Here is an 18,544-nt window from a genome sequence, read left to right as displayed (position 1 = left end):
GGATTCCAGTCTGGCCGATCTGTACGACGAGACCACCATGCCCGCAGAGCTGCGGAAGGCCCACCAGCAGAACGACAAAGCCGTCATGCGGGCCTACGGCTTCGACGTCAAAACCACCACGGAAACCTCCTGCGTGGCGGAGCTCATGCGGATGTATCAGAAATTGACAGAGAATTTGTAACGCTTGCTCTGGACGCAGGAACAGAGACGGATCCATACCTGGCGCCCCAAGCAGAAAATGCCGCGCACAAAAAGCCCCGCTTCCCTTGGAGAAAAGGGAGGCGGGACTTTTTTGCAGGTCTGGACGGCTTCGCCCTGCCGGGCCGGGCGGGAGGCGTCAGCCGATGAGGGTGCCGGTCTGGCCCCGGAGGGCGTCGGACACCCTTCCGGGCAGGGTGATGAGGGTCTGCCGCCCCGGCCCGGACCGGCCGAAGCGGACAGCGGCCTGGACCTTGGGAAGCATGGAGCCCTCCGCGAACTGGCCCTGGGCGATGTATTCCTCCGCCACCGGCAGGGTCATGTGGGTGAGCCAGCGCTGGTTGGGCTTTCCGAAGTGGATGGCCACCTTCTCCACGGCGGTGAGGATCAGCAGGAGGTCGGCGTCCAGGCCCTCGGCCAGGAGTCCGGCCACAAAGTCCTTGTCCACCACTGCCTCCAGCGGCTGGAGGGCGCCCCCCTGGGCGGTTCGGACGGGGATGCCGCCGCCGCCCCCGGCGATGACCACCTGGCCGGTCTCCAGCAGGAGCCGGATGGTCTCCAGTTCCACCACCCGTATGGGCCGGGGGGAGGGGACTGCCCGGCGCCAGCCCCGGCCGGCATCCTCCATCACCGCCGTCCCCCGGGCCTCCAGGGCCTGGGCCTCCTCCCGGGTCAGGAAGGCCCCGATGGGCTTGCTGGGGCGGCCAAAGGCCGGGTCCGCCGGGTCCACCTCCACCTGGGTCAGCAGGGTGGTCACCGGCCGGAGGCTCCCCCGGCCCCGGAGGGCCCCCAGCAGGGCCTCCTGGAGGAGGGCCCCCAGGCAGCCCTGGCTCATGGCTGTGCAGAGGGACAGGGGGGTGGGGGGACAGCTGGGGTCCTCCCGGCTGAGGGCGTCCATGGCCTGTTGAATCGTGCCCACCTGGGGGCCGGTGCCGTGGACCACCACCAGCTGGTGCGCCGGCTGGAGGAGTTCCCCCAGGCAGGCCGCCAGGGCCTGGGCGGAGCGCCGCTGCTCCGGCAGGGTATGCCCCAGGGTGTTGCCCCCAAGGGCCAGAATCACGCGCTTTGGCTTCATATCCTTCGCCCTCCTCATGGCGCTTTTGCCGGTTCTAGGGCTTGTTTGAAAATTGGCGATGTGCCCAGCGGCGAGGGAGTTTGGGCCGCTGGCAAGCAATTTTTTCGCAGGAATCCTGGCGGATTTCAAGGAAGCATTGCGCCGCCCAGCGGACAAAAGGCCCGCCGGTTGGGCATGTGGATGATTTTCAAGCAAGCCCTAACGCTTCTTCCGTACCCGGCCCCGCTTCTCCAGGTCCCGGAGCATCTCCACCGGGCGCTGGCACTGGGTCAGGAAAATCATGGCGGCGATGATGTAGGGCTGACAGCTGGCCGCCTGGCAGAGGGAGGCCCGGCAGTGCGCGACGGCCGGGGCGTCCATCTCACCCGCCTGGCAGACGCCCCCGGCGGGGAGGCAGAGGGCCTTGCCTGCCTTGGTCCGGGCCATGCGTTCCCCGGTGCAGTGCCAGTCCCGGTGCTGGGCGTTCTGGGCCAGCAGCTCCTGCTCCAGGGCCTGGAGGCCGACGGCGTCCCCCTGGAGTCCGGCCCGCCGCTCCATGGCGGCGCAGGGGGACCAGCTCTGGGAACAGACAATGTCGGCCCCCTCATAGGCCTCGTCCATGGAGGCCACCCGGCGGTAGGAGCCGCCGGAGCGCTGGGCGTTGGCCCGGGCCGCCTCCTCCACCTGGGGCAGCACCTCATAGCCCTCTGGATGGGCGAGCACCACGTCCATACCGAACCGGGTCATGAGGCCAATGACCCCCTGGGGCAGGCTGGGGGAGGCACCGCCGGGGGCGCAGGACCAGGTCATGGCCACCTTTTTTCCCCGGAGCTGCTCCACCCCTCCGAAGTGGTGAATGAGGTGGAGGGCGCCGGCCAGCGCCAGGGTGGGATGGTCCATGCCGCAATGGAGGTTCACCAGGGTGGGGCGCTGCTCCAGCACTCCGTTTTGAAAGCCCTCCTCCACCGCACCGGCCGCCGACTGCAAATAGGCGTGACCCTGGTTGGGATCTGTGTCGTCCTGGATGCCGATGACATCGGCCATGAAGGAGGCCCGGTTGAGGGTCTCCCAGAGGGACTCCCCACAGCTGGTCCTGTCCAACGCCAGGCGCTGGACCTCCAGGCCCAGCAGATTGCAGGCTGAGGCGAAGGGGAACCGGCTCCGGGGGTCCTCCTCCCGGCAGAGGAGGACCCCCAGGCCGGAGTCAAACATGCGGACGGAGAGGTTCCGCTGCCGCAGGTTCCGCAGGGCGTCGGCCACGGCGAAGACGCCGGCGATCTCCTGGTCGCTCTTGTCCCAGGTGCGGAAGAAATCACCTTGGTACATCCTGGAGAGATCCAGGGTCTTGAGTTCTCTTACAATTTCGTCAAACTGGCTCATGGGCCGGGATACCTCCTGCTGGTGTGTCTCAAAGGGCGCATAGGGCCCTTATGGTTCCCTCCATCATATCACACCCCACACGGAATGGCAAACCGGAAACCATGTCAGAAGTGTAAACTTTCCCGGCCGGTCCGTCAGTCGGGCTGTCCCAGAAGCAGATCCAGGGCTTTGGAATTGGCTGCCACAAAGAATTTGCCCTTGGCTGAGGTGAAGAGGATGGAGTAGGTGGGGTCCAGATGCCGCAGCGCCTCCGGCAGGTCCCCAGCCATCAGGAAGCGGCTCTCCCGGATGTCGATCTTCTCCTGGATACCCGTCAGCTGCCGGCTCAGGGTGAGCCAAAAGCTGGCGCTGAAGGTCTCCAGGGTGGAGAGCACCAGGTCCATCTCATCCTCCACACCGCTGCCGTAGAGGCGCCTGGCCACATCCAGCAGGAAGGAGCGCTCAATGCCGGAGATGACCGTGCTCTCCTGGTCGCCCAGGCGGTAGACAAACCGCTGGCAGACCGCCTTCCCGATGGACTCTCCGGCGTATTGGGTGCTGACGATCTTGGCGTTGGCCTCGATGTTCAGGGTGGCGGTGAGGAGCTGGTTGACCTCCCGCTCCAGGGTGGAGAGATCCGCCTGCCGGGGGACCGGCCTGCACAGGAAGCCCTTGCCCACAATGGCCATGTCCGCTGTGGTGATGTGCTCCAAAAGCCACCCGATCCCCGAGCCGATGAAATCCCAGGCGTCCTCCTTGCTGCAGGCGCCGCTGTCTACAATCCGCTGGTACTTTGCCATCTGGTTGCGCTGGAAGTCGTCGTGGAGCATCTTATGTAGGGCGTAGCCCTCAAATTGGATGCTGCGCATATACGCCTCCTCCTGGGCGGCGTGATTGGCAAAATATCCCTCTAGGTAGTTCAGACCCTCCCGCACCAAAAATAAGCGGGTGGAGCCCTCCTCGCCCCGGGCGCGGAGCTTTTCCAGAATCTGCTCGGAGACCTTGAAGAGCTGGCGGTGCGCCGAGTCAAAGGCCTCGATCCCCATTTGATAGCTGTCGTCCCATTCGATCATTGCACAATCCTCCCATGTCAGACGCATCTCTGCCTCTGTGTATCCTTTCTGTCCTTATGTTACCACAAGAACATGGAAAAAAGGTGAAAAGAAAAAAATTTTTAAGAAATTTTTTTGCAGAGATCCGGCCGCACGCCCTCTGTTGAGAGACCAGCAGCTAAAAATAACAACGAATTGTAATTTTTATTCTATAAATTCTGAATTGCTATCAAAGCAGTCCTCCAGATAGGGAAAAAGGAGGGCTCCGGTCCATTTTGGACCGGAGCCCTCCCTGTGATCCAGAACAGAGTTAATCCTCCGCCGCAAGGCGGAAGACCCGCTCCACGTCGGGCTTCTCGGTGTGGCCCTCGTGGACCTTTTCCCCGCCCACATAGTAGGTGGGGACATAGTAGTAGTCATAGGTGTCGGCCAGGGCGGCCTCCTGGGCCTCATCGATGACCCGCACCGGAATGTCCCGCCACTCCGGGTGCTCCGCCAGGAGCTCCTCCTGGAAGCGGAGCGCCATCATGCAGTGGGGACAGTAGGTGAGCTTGAACAGTAGAACTTCCTTCATCGTTGTGTGCCTCCTTGGGTGGGACAGGGGCGTCTCCGCGCCGGACGCCCAGGGCGGAGCGCCGCCGTGCTTCCAAATGATAGCACATTTTCAAAAGAAGCACAACACCAAACTTTTGCTGCGGGGTACCGCCCCTTCCGGCGGTCAGTTCTCCCCCTTCCAGCGCTGATAGAGAATCCGCAGGCCGTCCAAGATGAGCTGGCTGTCCACCACGTCGATCATCTCCGTGTTGTCCGCAATCATCCGGGCCAGCCCCCCGGTGGCCACCACCCTGGCGCCGGGCTCCCCCATCTCAGCCTTGGCCTGGCGAATGAGGTACTCCATGGCCCCGATGTACCCCAGCACCGCCCCGGCCTGAATCTGGCCCACGGCGGTGCCGCTGAGGACGGTGTCCGGCCGGGCCAGCTCCACCCGGGGCAGCATGGCCGCCTTTTGGAAGAGGGCGTCGATGGAGATGGCCACCCCAGCGGTGATGCAGCCCCCCAGGTAGGTCCCATGGCGGCTCACCGCGTCCACGGTGGTGGCGGTGCCGAAGTCCACCACCACCAGGGGCGCGCCGTATTTCTCCATGGCGGCCACGCAGGCCACGGAGCGGTCGGCCCCCAGGTGCTCGTCGCTCTCCACGCCGTAGGACAGGCCGGGGTCCACCTGGTCATCCACCACCAGCGGGGCCTTCCCGCAGTATTTCAGAATGGCGTTGGTGAGGGTGTGCATAATCTGGGGCACCACGGAGGCGATGATGACGTCCTCCACGTCCCCGGTCTCCAGGCCGAAGCGCTGAAAGTATTCCCACACCAGCAGTCCGATCTCGTCGGAGGTGCGGTTGGCGTCGGTCATCATCCGGAAGCTGTGGGTCAGCGTTTCTCCCTCATAGATGCCGTACACCATGTTGGTGTTGCCCACGTCGATGGCCAAAAGCATGTCAATCGCCGCCTTTCTTATGTTGTGCCGGGCTCCTCCGCCGGCTTGACGCGGAGCTCCACCCAGCCGCTGGAGAGCTCCAGAAGCCCGTAGGTGCCCCGCCGGCCCTGGCAGGAGCCGGGGTTCAGCATCCACAGGCCGTCCACCTCCTGACAGAGGGGGATGTGGGTATGGCCGAAGACCAGGATGTCCGCCTGGGCCTCCCGGGCGGCCAGCTGGGCCCGGTAGAGGGTCTCCTTCACATGATAGCGGTGGCCGTGGGTCATGAGGATGCGCCTGCCCTCTGCCTGGAGGACCCGCTGGTCCGGCGTCAGGGAGAAGCCGTCGCAGTTGCCGCAGACGTTCTGCATGGTCTGCCGGGGCATCCTGGCCTGGAGCGCCTCGAAGTCCCGGCACAGGTCTCCCAGGTGGAGGACCAGGTCCGGCCGCTCCCGGCGGACCACCCGCTCCATATGGTCTACATCCCCGTGGGTGTCGGAAAAAACCGCAATCCTCACCCCGGTCACCTTCCTTTCCTTTGGACATATAATGGCGTGTGCGCAATCATAGAATGATGGAGGGATGCCATGATGGCAGCGCAGCAGCCCAGCGGCGGGATTTTCCGCAGCCCCCAGGCGGCCCGGCTCCTCAAGGACAAGGCGGCGGTGGAGCGCCTGACCCAGTCCCCGGACGCCAAGGCCCTGATGGAGATGCTCCAGCGCAAGGGGGGTCTCCAAGCCGCAGCGGAGGCCGCCATGAAGGGGGACGCCTCCCAGCTCCAGGGCCTGCTCAGCCAGCTGATGCAGGACCCGGAGGGCGCCAAGGTCGTGGAGCGCCTCAACCGCTCAGCCCCCAAGAGCTGACCCGTCAGAGGGGGAAAGGAGGGGCCCATGGCAGACGATTTTTCTGAAAAACTTAACGCCATTCTGGGCGATCCCCAGGCCATGGGTCAGATCCTGTCCCTCGCCCAGTCCCTGGGCGGCGGGCAGGGGGCGGAGCCCTCCGGGGAGCCGCCTCCCCAGGAGGGGCCGCCCCCGCCGCCGGATGGGACCCCGGCCCAGGAGGCGCACCCGGCGGCGCCGGACCTCTCGGGGCTCTCCGGCCTGCTGGGGGGTCTGGCCGGGGGGGAGAACCCCCTCTCCGCCCTGGGGAGCCTGGACCCCAAGCTCCTCCAGGCGGGGATGCGCCTGCTCTCGGAGCTGGGGGGTGGGGATGACCGCCGGGTGGCCCTGCTGGCGGCCCTGCGCCCCTTCGTCAAGGAGGAGCGCTACGCCAAGCTGGACCGGGCCATTCAGATCGCCAGGCTCTCCCGGGTCATCCGGGTGGCCTTTACACTGTTCAAGGAAGGGGGCGGTCAGGAGCATGTATAACCGCTATATCCCCAATGGGACCGCCTATACCCGCGTTGTGGAGGAGGACGCGCCCCCCGCCCAGGGGGGGCAGACCCACAGCGAAGGCCGGGGCCCGGGTCAGCGGCCTCCCGGGGGCCGGGACCGCCGGCCCCCGCCTCAGGGCGCACCGCCCGGAGAGGGGAAAAAGTCCTCCTGGTTCTCCGGCCTGCTGCGGAGCTTCAAGCTGGACGATCTGGACACCGGGGACATCCTGCTCCTTCTGATTGTCCTCTTCCTCTTTGTAGACGGGGATGACCTGGAGCTGATGATCACCCTGGGGCTCCTGCTGCTCCTGGGTCTGGGCGGGAAATCGGAAAAGGAACCGTAAGCAGAAATGGGACGCGCCTCACGGCGCCTCCTGCTGGTGGAGGACCGTCCCGTCGGGCAGGGTGAAACGCTCCTCGCCGGCGGTCTGGAGCACTTCGGCCGAGGTGGAGCTCATGCGCATCACCACTACGCCGTCCTGGGAGGTCTCCGCCGCCGACAGGAGGCCATCGTCCGTGGAGACCCAGTACCGCTCCAGGTAGCCCAGGGGCTCCACCTGGGCCTCCACATAGACGCAGGGCACCCCCTCCCGGACCACAAAGCCGGCGTCTACGATGTCGCCTGGGTCCAGGGCCAGCACGTTCTCATAGGTGGGGATGTGCTGGGCCAGGTCGTCCGCCCCCCGCTCCACCGGCCAGCGCGCCACCTCTCCGCCGTCGCCATACCAGCGGTAGAGGGTGCCCGCGCCCGTCTCCGGGTCGCAGTACAAAATGGTCCGCTGCTGGCCCGTGGATCGGTAGGCCTCGTGGTCCAGCCACACGCTGGTCCAGGCCCCGTCCACCAGAACGCTGGCGGTATAGGCGCCCGTCCGGTTTTCTCCGGTGGACATCTCCACCGTCACCGTCCGGGCGTAGTTTTCCGGCCGGCTCAGGGTGGCGATGACGTTCTGCACCGTCTCGGGGGTGACCCGTACGTCCGCCACCCAGCCGTTGGCCTCCGTCCCGCCGGCGCCGGGGCCGGAGCCGCTGGGCAGGGGGGTGGGCAGAACGATCTCCGCCTCCGTCCCGCTGAAGAGGATCAGGCCAAAGCCGGAGAACATGGCCACGCCCATCACCAGGATCATCAGCAGAAAGAGGACCAGCTTATTTTTTCGCTCCATACCCACACCTCCCCCTCTTCATCCGGGGCGATCCTAGGGCTCCGGGGGTTCCGCACGCAGTCCGAAGCTCCACTCGATGGCGTCCGCGATACGCCTGCAGGCGTGGCCGTCGCCCCGCGGGACTGCGCCCCGCAGGGGCCCCTGTGATTTGCGCCTGCCGTGGCAAGTGAATTGCCCCGGCAGCAAGGTTTTGCCTGCGGCAAAACGCTTGGGACGGCGACGGTCACGCCTGGAAAGGCTCCGGGGGTTCCGCACGCAGTCCGAAGCTCCACTCGATGGCGTCCGCGATACGCCTGCAGGCGTGGCCGTCGCCGTAGGGATTCACTGCATGGGCCATTTTGCCGTAGGCCGCCTGGTCCTCCAGAAGCTCCGCGCCCAGCCGGTAGACTGCCTCTTCCTCGGTGCCCGCCAGCTTCACCGTCCCGGCGGCTACGGCCTCGGGCCGTTCGGTCTCCCGGCGCAGGACAAGCACCGGCTTGCCCAGGGCGGGGGCCTCCTCCTGGAGCCCCCCGGAGTCAGTCATCACCAGGCAGCACCGGGCCATGAGGTTGTGCATCTCCTCCACGTCCAGTGGCTCGATGAGGTGGACCCGGGGGCGGCCCGAGAGATACTTCGCCGCCGCCTCCCGCACAACCGGGGACAGGTGGACCGGGTAGACCAGCTCCACCTCCGGGTGGTTCTCCACCAGCCGCCCCAGGGCGGTCAGGATGTGGGCCATGGGTGCGCCGTAGTTCTCCCGCCGGTGGCAGGTCACCAGGATCACCCGCCGGTTCCGGTAGTCCAGCTGGTTGAGCAGGGGGGTGGAGAAGCAAAAGTCCTCCCGCACCGTGGCGGCCATGGCGTCGATGACTGTGTTCCCGGTGAGGAACACCCCCTGGGTGATCCCCTCCCGGGCCAGGTTGTCCCGGTTGGCGGGGGTGGGGCAGAAGTGGAGGTCCGCGAGATCCCCCACCAAAGTGCGGTTTATCTCCTCCGGGAAGGGGGAGTACTTGTCATAGGTCCGCAGGCCGGCCTCCACATGGCCCACCTTCACCTGCTGGTAAAAGGCCGCCAGTGCGGCGGAGAAGGTGGTGGAGGTGTCCCCGTGGACCAGCACCAGGTCGGGCCGGGCCTCCTGAAGGACCTCCTCCACCCCCATGAGGCACTTGCTGGTGATGGTGGACAGGGTCTGCCGGGGCTCCATAACGTCCAGGTCGTAGTCCGGCCGGAGCCGGAAGATCCGCAGGACGGCGTCCAGCATCTCCCGGTGCTGGGCCGTGACGCAGCACAGACTCTCTATCCCTGGGCGGCGGGAGAGCTCCGCCACCAGAGGGGCCATCTTGACGGCCTCGGGCCGGGTGCCGAAGATGGTCATGACGCGCAGCCGCTTCACGGGTCCTTCGCCTCCTTCTTTTGGGAGGCGTCCCCCCCTTGCTTTTTCTTCTCGTTGTTCCCCAAAAAGAGCCGTGCGGACACCGCTCCCGCAGCGCACAGGGCCAGCAGGAGCAGCATGGCCTTCAGCTCGCCGCTGGTGGTGAGCACCACGGCGCACAAGCCCAGAATAGCGCTGATGATATAGAGCACCGCCACTGCCTGTTTCTGGTTGAAGCCCATGTCGATGAGCCGGTGGTGGACATGGCTGCGGTCCGGGTGCATGGGGCTCTGGCCATTGGCGATGCGCCGGATGAAGGCAAAGCAGGTGTCGAAGATGGGCAGGCCCAGCATCAAGAAGGGCACGGCGAAGGAGATGATGGTGTAGAACTTAAAGAGGCCCTGAATGGACATCACAGCCAGGATAAAGCCCAAAAAGGTGGAGCCGGTGTCCCCCATGAAAATCTTGGCCGGATTCAGGTTGTAGGGCAGAAAGCCGATGCAGCCCCCCGCCAGGGCGGCCATGACCACGGCCACCGGCCCGTCGGCCACCGCCAGGGAGATGACCAGCATGGTCAGGGAGCTGATGGTGGACACGCCGCAGGCAAGGCCGTCCAGGCCGTCGATGAGGTTGACGGCGTTGGTGATGGCCACAATCCAGATGGCGGTGACCGGATAGGACAGCCAGCCCAGCTCCCACCAGAGGTGGCTGGAGAAGATGTTGGGGTTGGAGAGGACCTCGATGACATTCCCGGACAGGACGGCCACCAGGGCCGCCGCAATTTGGACCGCCAGCTTGAACCTGGGTCCCAGGGCGTAGATATCGTCAAAGATGCCCAGCACCACGATGATGACGCCCCCCAGCAGCATCCCGGCCAGCTGGGGGGTGATCTCCACATAGATCAGAACGCTGAGCAGGAAGCCGAAGAAGATGGCCAGCCCGCCCATGCGGGGGATGGGGTGGTTGTGCATACGCCGGTTGTCCTTGGGAACGTCCACCGCTCCCACCCGGAAGGCCAGAGACTTCACCACCGGTGTGGTAATGAGGGCCACCACCATGGCGGTAACCAGGGCGGCCGCCACCCAGCCGATGGTCTGCAGATCACTGTTCATAGTCGGTAACCATGCTCCTTTTGGCCCTGCCGCCAGCGGTCCGGCGGACACGGCTGGGCAGGCAGGGCCTGGTCTCAAGGGGAGGGGGACGCCGCTCAGGGGGCGAGAAAGCCCACCTTCTTATAGACCTTGCGGAGGGTCTTGTTGGCCACAGCGGCGGCCCGCTCCGCGCCGGCGCGGTAGACCGACTCCAGATAGGCCTTGTCGGCCAGCAGCCGCTCGGTCTCCTCCCGGATGGGCCGGAGGATCTCCACCACGGCCTCTCCCACCGCCGGCTTGAAGACGCCGTAGCCCTTGCCGTCGAACTCCCGCTCTACATCCTCGTAGGTATTCCCGGTGGCGGCGGCGTAGATCTGGATGAGGTTGGACACGCCGGGCTTTTCCCTGGGGGCGTAGCGGACGCAGCGCTCGTTGTCGCTGTCGGTGACGGCCCGCTTGAACTTGCGGAGGATGTCCTCCGGCTTCTCCAGCAGGAAGACGCAGCCCTCGGGCATGGATTTGGACATCTTGCTCTCAGGGGCGCTGAGACTCATGATCCGGGCCCCCACCTTGGCGATGTAGGGCTCCGGCAGCTTAAAGATCTCGCCGTAGATGTTATTGAAGCGGCTGGCCACATCCCGGCAGATCTCCACATGCTGCTTCTGGTCCTCGCCCACGGGCACGAAGTCGGCCTGATAGAGCAGGATGTCGGCGGCCATCAGGGCGGGGTAGGTGAAGAGGCCGGCGTTGATGTTGTCGGCGTTCCGGGCCGACTTGTCCTTAAACTGGGTCATGCGGGAGAGCTCCCCGAACATGGTGTAGCAGTCCAGCACCCAGGCCAGCTGGCTGTGGGCGGGCACATGGGACTGGACGAAGAGGACGCACTTTTCCGGGTCCAGGCCGCAGGCGATGTAGCTGGCCAGCAGGTTCAGGGTCCGGCGGCGGAGGACGGCGGGGTCCTGCCGCACCGTGATGGTGTGGAGGTCGGCCAGGAAGAAGTAGCAGTCGTACGCCTCGATCATGGCGGGCCAGTGCTGGAGAGGGCCCAGATAGTTGCCCAGATGCAGTTCTCCGCTGGGCTGAATGCCGGAGAGCATCACTTTTTTCTGCGTTTCGTTTTCCAAATCAAACACCTCTTGCAGCGTTGTGGTCAAAGCACGATATACGGCTTCATCATACCACATCTGTGGGCCATTCGCAAGGGTGGTCTGGAAGCCAGACACAGAACCGGAAAAAACGCCCCCTGTACCCAAGGGGACAGGGGACGGCCATGCAGATCAGGGCGCCCTTGTCCCAAAGAAGGATACGGGGCCTCCGCCCTCAGAAAAAAATTGTTTCAAATTCTGTAAAAAATAATATGCTTTCTTTCCATCTGTGAGGGTAATGGCGGCTCGTTCCAGGGGGTAGCGGCCGGGAGCGAGGAGGGGGTCCAGAAGGCCGGTCTCTTCCTCCATCTGGGCGCTCTTCACCGGGGCCTGGGCATAGATGGATTCCACTGTGGCTTTTACCGGGGCCGCGCACGCATCTTTACAGCGAACCCCCACCAGAATCATTTCATTCTGGTCGGTGGGGTCCCGAAAGAGGTCCAAAAACAGACAGCCCTCAGGGGAGGAAAATAGGTAGGCGTCCCCTTGCCCCCGGGGGATGGCCTCATATTCCGTTTCCAGCCACGCGGATGGGATTTGCAAACCAAGCAGCCGGCACAGCCCTTCAAAATCGGGGCTGTCCATCAGGTCGTCAGCCGACACCAGGAACCGAAAATCACGCATGTGTCCGTTACCTCCCCGAATCCATCAGAACCCACTTCTGATCGACCCTGGAAAAGGTCAACGGAAAATCCGTGTTGACAGAAATGCCCACATATCCAACCACCACATGGCCGGGCGTGATTTCCACCCAGGACGGTTCAAATTGAAAATATGTGACATCCAGCCGAGTCTGGGCTTCATAGTCTAGTCTGAATCGGTTTTGGGCGAGGGTATCCAGCAGGGGAAAATCCTCCAGGAGGCGGAGAAATACCTCCTTGGAAATGGTATCTACACCATAAAATTCTATACCGGTTGCATCGTCGGTCACAAGGTCCGGCATCCGCACTTCCTTTTGCAGATGTTCCATCAGATTGGAGAAGTTGAACCGATTATGTGGAAATTGAGCATCCATCGTATACTCCTCTCTGGATTTCCGCCGCGTCAGAATCGCTGGGTTACGCCGAGCCGCGCCTGCCCTGCAAACGGCGGGCAGTCCTTTCCTGTGCGCCTATGGGACGCTTATTTGTAATTTCCGCAGTCCAGCTGTTCGGCTGACTGCCAGACATGGTAGTGATTCCATGGACCGGAATAGAGGACTTCCCCATTTCGGATCAGCCATTGCAGGCCATCATCAAATTCCCAGTTACAGCTTCTATATAAGTTCAAAACTTTGATCTCCCTTACATTTGGTTCGCAAAAGTCAATATGAAGCGCTTCTATGGCTACAAAATCCCAGACAGAGGAGAGGGCTATCCGCTCCATGCCGTCGGGGCAGTCAACGTAGGGATCATCCGCCATCTGCCGTTTGCAAAATTTGAGGATGGACGGCGCCAGCAGCGCCCTGATTTGCGGGAGATTGTTGTTCAGATAGCGAATGGAATTTTGGACATATTCCACATTAGGGCTTGTTTGAAAATTGGCGATGTGTCCAGCAGCGAGGGATTTTGGGCCGCTGGCAAGCAATTTTTTCGCAGGAATCCTGGCGGATTTCAAGGAAAAATTGCGCCGTCCAGGGGACAAAAGACCCGCAGGTTGGGCATGTTGACATGTTTCAAACAAGCCCTAAGCCTTGGGTCATAGGAAATTCGGATGGACTGGGAAAGCCCCGCCGCCCCAATATCCCCTTCCAGCAGATTGGAATACACATTGCTTTCCAGGTTTTTGGGCATCCACGGGGCCGTAACCGACAGCTCCTTTTATGCAGCACACGATGTTCCTCGTTTCCGCCGGCCGAGGCCCACACCCCCGCCGGGGGGGCACGATACGCGGCGCGGGGGGTGTCCTCACGCCGGCTTCCGGGCGGTAAAAAAGACGCGGGGCTCCCCCGGCCTGGGAGGGCGCAGCCGCAGCTCCCCGTACTGCCGGATGCCGTCAAAGCCTGCCTCCTCCAGGAGGCCGGTGAGCTCCTCCAGCGTGTAGGCCCGCTCCTGGTGGACCTCCTCCTCCCGGCGCCAGAGACCATTTTCCGTCCGAAAAAAGAGGTCCATGCCGTAGGTACAGATGCGGCTCCGGCGGGCGTAGCTGGCCCGCCAGACGCAGTAGGTGTCCGCATTCTCGTCCAGGAAGACGCCACCGTTCAGGCCCTGAAGCTTCTCCGGGGTGTTGACGTCAAAGACGAAGAGGCCCCCGGTGGCCAGAAACAGCCAGACCCGCCGGAAGGCCCGCAGGAGGTCCGCCGGGCGGGTAACATAGTTCACGCTGTCCAGGCAGCAGACACAGGCGTCCACCGTCCCGTAGAGATCCAGCTCCTCCATGGACTGCTGGAGGAAGAGGGGGGGAATGCCGGAGACCTGCCGGCCCTTCTCGGCGGCCACCGCCAGCATGTCCGCCGAGCGGTCCACCCCAATGGTCTCATAGCCCCGCTCCGCCAGGAGGCAGGTCATGGTCCCGGTGCCGCAGGCCAGGTCCAGTACCGTGTGTACCGGCTGGCCGCACCGGGCAAAGTGCTTTTCCAGATAGTCCGCCCAGGCCGCGTGGTCTACGTCGGCGGTGAGGGCGTCGTAGCGGGCGGCCAGGGCCTCGTAGCTGCTCATGTCCCGTCCTCCTGCCGGCGCAGCGCCTTGACCCGGGGCAGGACCCGCTGGTAGCCGTTGGCCCCGTAGTGCAGGGCCCGGTTGACCCGGCTGATGGTGGCGCTGCTGGCCCCGGTGCGCTCGAGAATGTCGTTGTAGATCATCCCGTCGCTGAGGAGAAGGGCCACTTCAAAGCGCTGCTCCATGGCCCGCAGCTCGGCCACGGTGCACAGGTCCTGGAAGAACTCCTTGCACTCCTCCAGGTCCTTCAGGCTCAGGATGCTCTCGTAGAGCAGATCGCTGGGTTCCTTTCCGGCCTTTTTTGTCATAGTGGGGGTGACACCTCTTTCTGCGGCCCTCCTTCGGGCTCCGGCCCGGCGGGGCGGCCGCCGCCCCTATTTTACTACGGTGAAGTATGAAAGTAAAGGACATTTTGGCGGGTTTCACGCCCCCCTGCCGGGGGCATAGACTGAAAGGGAGGTGGTCCTGATGTGGAAGGAGATCATGTGGAGCCAGACCCTGGAACGGGAGGGGGAGCCGGTGCTGGAGCTCTCCATGGTCCTGCCGGAGCCGGAGGGGTCGGGGCCCGGCGCGGTGCGGCTGGCCCGGTATTACCGGCGGCTGGGGGAGCTCTGGCGGGTGCGCTGGAGTGCGCTGCTCTACCCCCGGGCCTGCGCCGCCCTGGAGGAGGCCCGGGCTGGATCCCGGCCCTTCCAGCCCTGGCGTGGGGCCCTCACCCACCGGGTTACCTGGACCGGCGGAAGATATACCAGCCTCTATGTGGATGTTACCGAGGCCCGGGGCCGGAGCCGCCCCCTCACCGTCCGTTCCTCCGGAACCTGGCGGGTGCGGTGCGGGACCCCCGTGGCCCTGCCGGAGGTGCTCCCCAGCCGGAAGAACTGGCGGCGGTGGGTCCTGGAGATGGTCCGGCGGCAGGTCTGGGAGCGGCTGGAGGGCGGGGAATCCCTCCTCTATCCAGACGCGGCGGAGCGGGTTGCCGCCCAGTTCTCCCCCCGGCGCTTCTACCTCACGGAGGAGGGCCCCGTCCTCTTTTACCCCATGTACGCTCTGGGCGCCCCCGCCGAGGGCCTGCCGGTGTTCTCCCTTGCGGAGGGGGAGGCCGCCCCGCCGGATGGGGCCTGAAAAGCCCCCAAAATTCTTGCTTGCATCTCCCTGCGGGATGGGATATAATACCTCAGTTCTTGGAACGTTGAAAACACGGGAGGAATCAAGATGGTCAAAGCGATCGTGGGCGCCAACTGGGGTGACGAGGGCAAGGGCAAGATCACCGACATGTTCGCCGAGCAGTCCGATGTGGTGGTCCGCTTCCAGGGCGGGGCCAACGCCGGACACACCATCCTCTGCGATTACGGGAAGTTCGCCCTGCACCAGCTTCCCTCCGGGGTGTTTTTCCCCCATATCACCAACATCATCGGCAACGGGGTGGCCCTGAACATCCCCAAGTTCCTGGAGGAGCTGGAGCACCTGCGCGCCGGCGGTGTGCCGGAGCCCCGCATCCTCATCTCGGAGCGCACCCAGGTGCTCATGCCCTACCACGTCCTCCAGGACCAGTACGAGGAGGAGCGGCTGGGGGGCCACGCCTTTGGCTCCACCAAGTCGGGCATCGCCCCCTTCTACTCCGACAAGTACGCCAAGCACGGCATTCAGGTCTGCGAGCTCTTTGACGAAAAGCGGCTCCTGGAGCGGCTGGAGGCGGTCTGTGAGATCAAAAATGTGCTCTTTGAGCACCTCTACCACAAGCCCAAGCTGGACCCCAAGGCCCTTCTGGAGGAGCTTGTGAGCTACCGGGACCGGATCGCCCCCCATGTGGGGGACGCCATGGCCTTTGTCAAGGAGGCCATGGCCCAGGGTAAGGAGGTCCTGCTGGAGGCCCAGCTGGGCTCCATGAAGGACCCGGACTTTGGCATCTACCCCTTCACCACCTCCTCCCATACCCTGGCTGGCTTCGGCTGCATGGGGGTGGGGGTGGCCCCCCAGGACATCCAGAGTATTGTGGCCGTCACCAAGGCCTACTCCAGCGCCGTGGGGGCCGGGGCCTTTGTCTCCGAGCTCTTCGGGGAGGAGGCGGAGGAGCTCCGCCGCCGGGGGGGCGACGCCGGGGAGTACGGCGCCACCACCGGACGCCCCCGCCGGGTGGGCTGGTTCGACGCCGTGGCCACCCGGTACGGCTGCCGGGTCCAGGGGGCCACCGAGGCGGTGCTCACTGCCATCGACTGCCTGGGGTATCTGGATGAGATTCCGGTCTGCACCGGCTATGAGATCGACGGCAAGGTGACCCGGGACTTCCCGGTGACCCCCCTGCTGGAGCGGGCCAAGCAGGTCTATACCACCCTGCCGGGCTGGAAGTGCGACATCCGGGGGGAGACCGACTACAGCCGCCTGCCGGCCCAGGCCAAGGGCTATGTGGACTTCCTGGAGAGGGAGCTGGGCGTGCCCATCACCCTGGTCTCCACCGGTCCGGGCCGGCATGAGATCGCCCGCCGCCGCTGAGGCGGTGCGCCGCCGCGCCCCGTCCGGTCCGCTGCCGGGGGAGGCGCGGCGGTTTTGTTTACAAATTCTTATAGACTTTCCCAAACAAAGCGGGTAAAATAAAATCTGCCGCATCCAACGCTGCAATCGAATTCCACCAAATTGAGAGAAGGAGGGACCGCAGTGCGCTCCATCGACTCCTGGCTGGACCGGTTTGCGTACCGTCATCCCAAGTTTGGCATCCCCAACCTGATGTACTTCATCATCGCCGGCAACGTCCTGGTCTTCCTGCTGGACCAGTTCAGCAGCGGCACCTTTTCCCTTCTGCTGAATTTCTATCCGGGGCTGATCCTACAGGGAGAAATCTGGCGGCTGGTGACCTTTATCTTTGTGCCCACCACCTACCAGCTCATCTGGTTCATCCTCTCCATGTTTTTCTACGCCTTTTTGGGGCCCTTCATGGAGCGGGAATGGGGAACGGCCAAATTTACCCTCTTTTACCTCTGCGGCATCCTGCTGAATATTGTGTTCGGCTTCGTGTCCTACTTCCTCAGCGGCCTGGGAGGGCTCCCCATGGCCTCCATGTACTATGTGAACCTCTCCCTCTTCCTGGCCTTCGCCACCCTCTACCCGGACATCCCCATGCGGTTTTACTTCATCATCCCCATCAAGGCCAAGTGGCTGGCCCTGCTGTACGTCTTCCTCATGGCCTGGGAGATCATCGGCACCCCCACTGCGATGCTGCCCCTGATTCTCCCTATGCGCCTGCCCCCCATCCTGGCCTCCCTGGTGAACTATGTCCTCTTCTTCTGGTCCTACCTCTCCCCCTTGATCTTCCGGGTGAAGCATCAGACCTCCCGGCAGACCATCAACTTCAAAAAGGCCACCCGGGACGTGAAGAAGGAGAAGGGCTACCTCCACAAGTGCGCCGTCTGCGGCATCACCGACGCCGACGACCCCAACATGGAGTTCCGCTACTGCTCCAAGTGCAACGGCTACTACTGCTACTGCATGAACCACATCAACAACCATGTACACATCCAATAGAAAGGGGAGGGTCCCATGACCGAGCGGGAACTGGTGGACAAGGCCGTCGCCATGCTGGCCTACTCCTATGCCCCCTACTCCAAATTCCCGGTGGGGGCGGCCCTGGAGTGCGCCGGCGGCGCCGTCTTTACCGGCTGCAACGTGGAAAATGCCGCCTACGGCTCCGCCATCTGCGCCGAGCGCACCGCCGTGGTGAAGGCGGTGAGCGAAGGGCACCGGGATGACTTCGTCCGCATCGCTATTGCCGGAAATTCCGAGGACTACTGCTGGCCCTGCGGCGCCTGCCGCCAGGTGCTCTTTGAGTTCGCGCCGGATTTGGAGTGTCTCATCGCCAAAAAGGGCGGGGACTATGTGAAGCTCCCTCTGCGGGAGCTGCTGGCCCACGGCTTCGGGCCCAAAGCCCTGCTGTAACCGGCTGCATAAAGCCTCCTCCTTTGGGTTATCCTAACCGCGGGACACCCAAAGTGAGGAGGTTTTTTCCGTGCTCATCGACAAGATTGCCCTGATCCTGGCCATCATCGGCGGCATCAACTGGGGCAGCATCGGTATCTTTGGCTTCGATCTGGTGGCCTTCCTGTTCGGCGGGTCCGCCAGCACCGTCAGCCGGGTGGTCTATACCCTGGTGGGTCTGGCCGCCGTGTGGTGTATCTCGCTCCTGTTCCGCGACACCTCCGCCGCAAGGGAGCGGACCTGATCAGAGGGCTTGTTTGAAACGCCTCGCGCTGTTTCACGCAGGCCCCGGGCCTGACCGCCGCGCTGTGCTGTACAAGACACAGCGCGGCGGTTTTTTCTGCCGGGCGGAAAAAAGGACTTGACAGGAACACCCCCGGGGGGTATGATAAGTATACCCCTCCCCCGGGGGGTGTTATTTCAGCCTGATTCCATGGGAGGGAGCGCCTATGATGGCAGATCAGAAGACCGTCCTGCGCCTGCTCAAGACGGCCCGGGGCCAGATGGACGGCATCATCAAGATGGTGGAGGAGGACCGCTATTGCATCGACATCTCCACCCAGGTCATGGCCACGGAGGCCATGCTCAACCGGGCCAACAAGGAGATCCTCACCGCCCACCTCAAGCACTGCGTCAACACCGCCCAGACCCAGGAAGAGCGGGAGGAGAAGATCGACGAGCTG

At 64.0% G+C, this 18,544-nt stretch carries 25 protein-coding genes; 10 read left to right on the top strand and 15 right to left on the bottom strand.

The window, feature by feature from the left end; translation table 11 throughout:
* A partial coding sequence (locus Q0K09_RS07380; RefSeq protein ID WP_365931773.1) for a type IIL restriction-modification enzyme MmeI occupies positions 1-181 on the top strand: 181 nt, incomplete at its 5' end.
* A gap of 156 nt (positions 182-337) precedes the next feature.
* Here Q0K09_RS07380 and arcC read toward each other — a convergent pair.
* The 6 genes from arcC to Q0K09_RS07350 form a co-directional block, all read right to left on the bottom strand.
* A complete protein-coding gene (arcC, locus tag Q0K09_RS07375; protein WP_294474834.1) occupies positions 338-1,273 on the bottom strand; it encodes a carbamate kinase in 936 nt (311 codons plus the stop codon).
* Positions 1,274-1,471: 198 nt separating this feature from the next.
* The gene (gene ygeW, locus Q0K09_RS07370; RefSeq protein WP_294474831.1) at positions 1,472-2,632 is read right to left on the bottom strand and encodes a knotted carbamoyltransferase YgeW; all 1,161 of its coding nucleotides are present in this window, start codon (positions 2,630-2,632) and stop codon (positions 1,472-1,474) included.
* A 134-nt stretch (positions 2,633-2,766) separates the two neighbouring features.
* On the bottom strand, positions 2,767-3,684 hold the full coding sequence (locus Q0K09_RS07365) for a hemerythrin domain-containing protein (protein ID WP_294474829.1): 918 nt from the start codon (positions 3,682-3,684) through the stop codon (positions 2,767-2,769).
* A gap of 289 nt (positions 3,685-3,973) precedes the next feature.
* Positions 3,974-4,237, bottom strand: a complete 264-nt coding sequence (locus Q0K09_RS07360) for a thioredoxin (protein WP_294474826.1) — start codon at positions 4,235-4,237, stop codon at positions 3,974-3,976.
* Positions 4,238-4,381: 144 nt separating this feature from the next.
* Positions 4,382-5,158 carry a type III pantothenate kinase gene (locus Q0K09_RS07355; protein ID WP_294474824.1) on the bottom strand — a complete coding sequence of 259 codons (777 nt, stop codon included), beginning with the start codon at positions 5,156-5,158 and terminating at the stop codon, positions 4,382-4,384.
* A 17-nt stretch (positions 5,159-5,175) separates the two neighbouring features.
* On the bottom strand, positions 5,176-5,655 hold the full coding sequence (locus Q0K09_RS07350) for a metallophosphoesterase (protein ID WP_294474821.1): 480 nt from the start codon (positions 5,653-5,655) through the stop codon (positions 5,176-5,178).
* Positions 5,656-5,724: 69 nt separating this feature from the next.
* On the opposite strand from Q0K09_RS07350, the gene Q0K09_RS07345 reads away from it, so the two are divergent.
* From Q0K09_RS07345 to Q0K09_RS07335, 3 genes are read left to right on the top strand one after another with little or no spacing between them, the layout of a single operon-like run.
* Positions 5,725-6,000 carry a hypothetical protein gene (locus Q0K09_RS07345; protein ID WP_294474820.1) on the top strand — a complete coding sequence of 92 codons (276 nt, stop codon included), beginning with the start codon at positions 5,725-5,727 and terminating at the stop codon, positions 5,998-6,000.
* A 27-nt stretch (positions 6,001-6,027) separates the two neighbouring features.
* The gene (locus tag Q0K09_RS07340; RefSeq protein WP_294474817.1) at positions 6,028-6,507 is read left to right on the top strand and encodes a hypothetical protein; all 480 of its coding nucleotides are present in this window, start codon (positions 6,028-6,030) and stop codon (positions 6,505-6,507) included.
* Positions 6,500-6,856, top strand: coding sequence for a hypothetical protein (locus Q0K09_RS07335; protein WP_294474813.1), 357 nt, complete (start codon positions 6,500-6,502; stop codon positions 6,854-6,856). The genes Q0K09_RS07340 and Q0K09_RS07335 overlap by 8 nt, the downstream gene beginning before the upstream one ends.
* 18 nt (positions 6,857-6,874) lie before the next feature.
* On the opposite strand, the gene Q0K09_RS07330 is transcribed toward Q0K09_RS07335, so the two are convergent.
* From Q0K09_RS07330 to Q0K09_RS07290, 9 genes are all read right to left on the bottom strand, one after another.
* Positions 6,875-7,672, bottom strand: a complete 798-nt coding sequence (locus Q0K09_RS07330; RefSeq protein WP_294474811.1) for a hypothetical protein — start codon at positions 7,670-7,672, stop codon at positions 6,875-6,877.
* A gap of 223 nt (positions 7,673-7,895) precedes the next feature.
* Positions 7,896-9,044, bottom strand: a complete 1,149-nt coding sequence (wecB, locus tag Q0K09_RS07325; RefSeq protein WP_294474810.1) for a UDP-N-acetylglucosamine 2-epimerase (non-hydrolyzing) — start codon at positions 9,042-9,044, stop codon at positions 7,896-7,898.
* Positions 9,041-10,135: an MraY family glycosyltransferase gene (locus Q0K09_RS07320; RefSeq protein WP_294474808.1), complete on the bottom strand. Its 1,095-nt coding sequence runs from the start codon at positions 10,133-10,135 to the stop codon at positions 9,041-9,043. Before Q0K09_RS07320 ends, wecB begins: the two co-directional genes overlap by 4 nt.
* Positions 10,136-10,230: 95 nt before the next feature.
* Positions 10,231-11,238, bottom strand: a complete 1,008-nt coding sequence (gene trpS / locus Q0K09_RS07315) for a tryptophan--tRNA ligase (protein WP_294474806.1) — start codon at positions 11,236-11,238, stop codon at positions 10,231-10,233.
* Between the two features lie 153 nt (positions 11,239-11,391).
* Complete coding sequence (locus Q0K09_RS07310; protein WP_294474804.1) at positions 11,392-11,883, bottom strand: hypothetical protein; 492 nt, start codon at positions 11,881-11,883, stop codon at positions 11,392-11,394.
* Between the two features lie 7 nt (positions 11,884-11,890).
* A complete protein-coding gene (locus Q0K09_RS07305) occupies positions 11,891-12,274 on the bottom strand; it encodes a hypothetical protein (protein WP_294474802.1) in 384 nt (127 codons plus the stop codon).
* Positions 12,275-12,381: 107 nt separating this feature from the next.
* A complete protein-coding gene (locus Q0K09_RS07300) occupies positions 12,382-12,855 on the bottom strand; it encodes a hypothetical protein (protein WP_294474801.1) in 474 nt (157 codons plus the stop codon).
* 290 nt (positions 12,856-13,145) lie between these two features.
* On the bottom strand, positions 13,146-13,895 hold the full coding sequence (locus Q0K09_RS07295; protein WP_294474800.1) for a class I SAM-dependent methyltransferase: 750 nt from the start codon (positions 13,893-13,895) through the stop codon (positions 13,146-13,148).
* Positions 13,892-14,203 carry a YerC/YecD family TrpR-related protein gene (locus Q0K09_RS07290; RefSeq protein ID WP_294474797.1) on the bottom strand — a complete coding sequence of 104 codons (312 nt, stop codon included), beginning with the start codon at positions 14,201-14,203 and terminating at the stop codon, positions 13,892-13,894. Before Q0K09_RS07290 ends, Q0K09_RS07295 begins: the two co-directional genes overlap by 4 nt.
* Positions 14,204-14,363: 160 nt before the next feature.
* On the opposite strand from Q0K09_RS07290, the gene Q0K09_RS07285 reads away from it, so the two are divergent.
* From Q0K09_RS07285 to Q0K09_RS07260, 6 genes are all read left to right on the top strand, one after another.
* The gene (locus Q0K09_RS07285; protein ID WP_294474796.1) at positions 14,364-15,017 is read left to right on the top strand and encodes a DUF3298 domain-containing protein; all 654 of its coding nucleotides are present in this window, start codon (positions 14,364-14,366) and stop codon (positions 15,015-15,017) included.
* A gap of 90 nt (positions 15,018-15,107) precedes the next feature.
* Entirely contained in the window at positions 15,108-16,385 is a 1,278-nt protein-coding gene (locus Q0K09_RS07280; protein ID WP_294474794.1) for an adenylosuccinate synthase, read from the top strand.
* 162 nt (positions 16,386-16,547) lie between these two features.
* A complete protein-coding gene (locus tag Q0K09_RS07275; RefSeq protein ID WP_294474792.1) occupies positions 16,548-17,411 on the top strand; it encodes a rhomboid family intramembrane serine protease in 864 nt (287 codons plus the stop codon).
* 15 nt (positions 17,412-17,426) lie between these two features.
* Positions 17,427-17,822 (top strand): cytidine deaminase, encoded by a 396-nt coding sequence (cdd, locus tag Q0K09_RS07270; protein WP_294474790.1) that lies wholly within the window; start codon positions 17,427-17,429, stop codon positions 17,820-17,822.
* Between the two features lie 70 nt (positions 17,823-17,892).
* A complete protein-coding gene (locus tag Q0K09_RS07265; protein ID WP_294474789.1) occupies positions 17,893-18,105 on the top strand; it encodes a DUF378 domain-containing protein in 213 nt (70 codons plus the stop codon).
* Positions 18,106-18,310: 205 nt separating this feature from the next.
* The coding region (locus Q0K09_RS07260) for a metal-sensing transcriptional repressor (protein ID WP_294474788.1) at positions 18,311-18,544 on the top strand (234 nt) is incomplete at its 3' end.

The sequence above is a fragment of the uncultured Intestinimonas sp. genome (genome assembly GCF_944387725.1).
In the GTDB taxonomy this organism is placed as follows: domain Bacteria; phylum Bacillota; class Clostridia; order Oscillospirales; family Oscillospiraceae; genus Intestinimonas.
This window is presented reverse-complemented; position numbering and strand designations above follow the sequence as displayed.

What these genes read in the sequence shown, in the direction of transcription:
- arcC (WP_294474834.1), bottom strand. Translation starts at nt 1,273, where the DNA reads ATGAAGCCAAAGCGCGTGATTCTGGCCCTTGGGGGCAACACCCTGGGG.
- ygeW (WP_294474831.1), bottom strand. Translation starts at nt 2,632, where the DNA reads ATGAGCCAGTTTGACGAAATTGTAAGAGAACTCAAGACCCTGGATCTC.
- Q0K09_RS07365 (WP_294474829.1), bottom strand. Translation starts at nt 3,684, where the DNA reads ATGATCGAATGGGACGACAGCTATCAAATGGGGATCGAGGCCTTTGAC.
- Q0K09_RS07360 (WP_294474826.1), bottom strand. Translation starts at nt 4,237, where the DNA reads ATGAAGGAAGTTCTACTGTTCAAGCTCACCTACTGTCCCCACTGCATG.
- Q0K09_RS07355 (WP_294474824.1), bottom strand. Translation starts at nt 5,158, where the DNA reads ATGCTTTTGGCCATCGACGTGGGCAACACCAACATGGTGTACGGCATC.
- Q0K09_RS07345 (WP_294474820.1), top strand. Translation starts at nt 5,725, where the DNA reads ATGATGGCAGCGCAGCAGCCCAGCGGCGGGATTTTCCGCAGCCCCCAG.
- Q0K09_RS07340 (WP_294474817.1), top strand. Translation starts at nt 6,028, where the DNA reads ATGGCAGACGATTTTTCTGAAAAACTTAACGCCATTCTGGGCGATCCC.
- Q0K09_RS07335 (WP_294474813.1), top strand. Translation starts at nt 6,500, where the DNA reads ATGTATAACCGCTATATCCCCAATGGGACCGCCTATACCCGCGTTGTG.
- Q0K09_RS07330 (WP_294474811.1), bottom strand. Translation starts at nt 7,672, where the DNA reads ATGGAGCGAAAAAATAAGCTGGTCCTCTTTCTGCTGATGATCCTGGTG.
- Q0K09_RS07320 (WP_294474808.1), bottom strand. Translation starts at nt 10,135, where the DNA reads ATGAACAGTGATCTGCAGACCATCGGCTGGGTGGCGGCCGCCCTGGTT.
- Q0K09_RS07310 (WP_294474804.1), bottom strand. Translation starts at nt 11,883, where the DNA reads ATGCGTGATTTTCGGTTCCTGGTGTCGGCTGACGACCTGATGGACAGC.
- Q0K09_RS07305 (WP_294474802.1), bottom strand. Translation starts at nt 12,274, where the DNA reads ATGGATGCTCAATTTCCACATAATCGGTTCAACTTCTCCAATCTGATG.
- Q0K09_RS07295 (WP_294474800.1), bottom strand. Translation starts at nt 13,895, where the DNA reads ATGAGCAGCTACGAGGCCCTGGCCGCCCGCTACGACGCCCTCACCGCC.
- Q0K09_RS07290 (WP_294474797.1), bottom strand. Translation starts at nt 14,203, where the DNA reads ATGACAAAAAAGGCCGGAAAGGAACCCAGCGATCTGCTCTACGAGAGC.
- Q0K09_RS07285 (WP_294474796.1), top strand. Translation starts at nt 14,364, where the DNA reads ATGTGGAAGGAGATCATGTGGAGCCAGACCCTGGAACGGGAGGGGGAG.
- Q0K09_RS07280 (WP_294474794.1), top strand. Translation starts at nt 15,108, where the DNA reads ATGGTCAAAGCGATCGTGGGCGCCAACTGGGGTGACGAGGGCAAGGGC.
- cdd (WP_294474790.1), top strand. Translation starts at nt 17,427, where the DNA reads ATGACCGAGCGGGAACTGGTGGACAAGGCCGTCGCCATGCTGGCCTAC.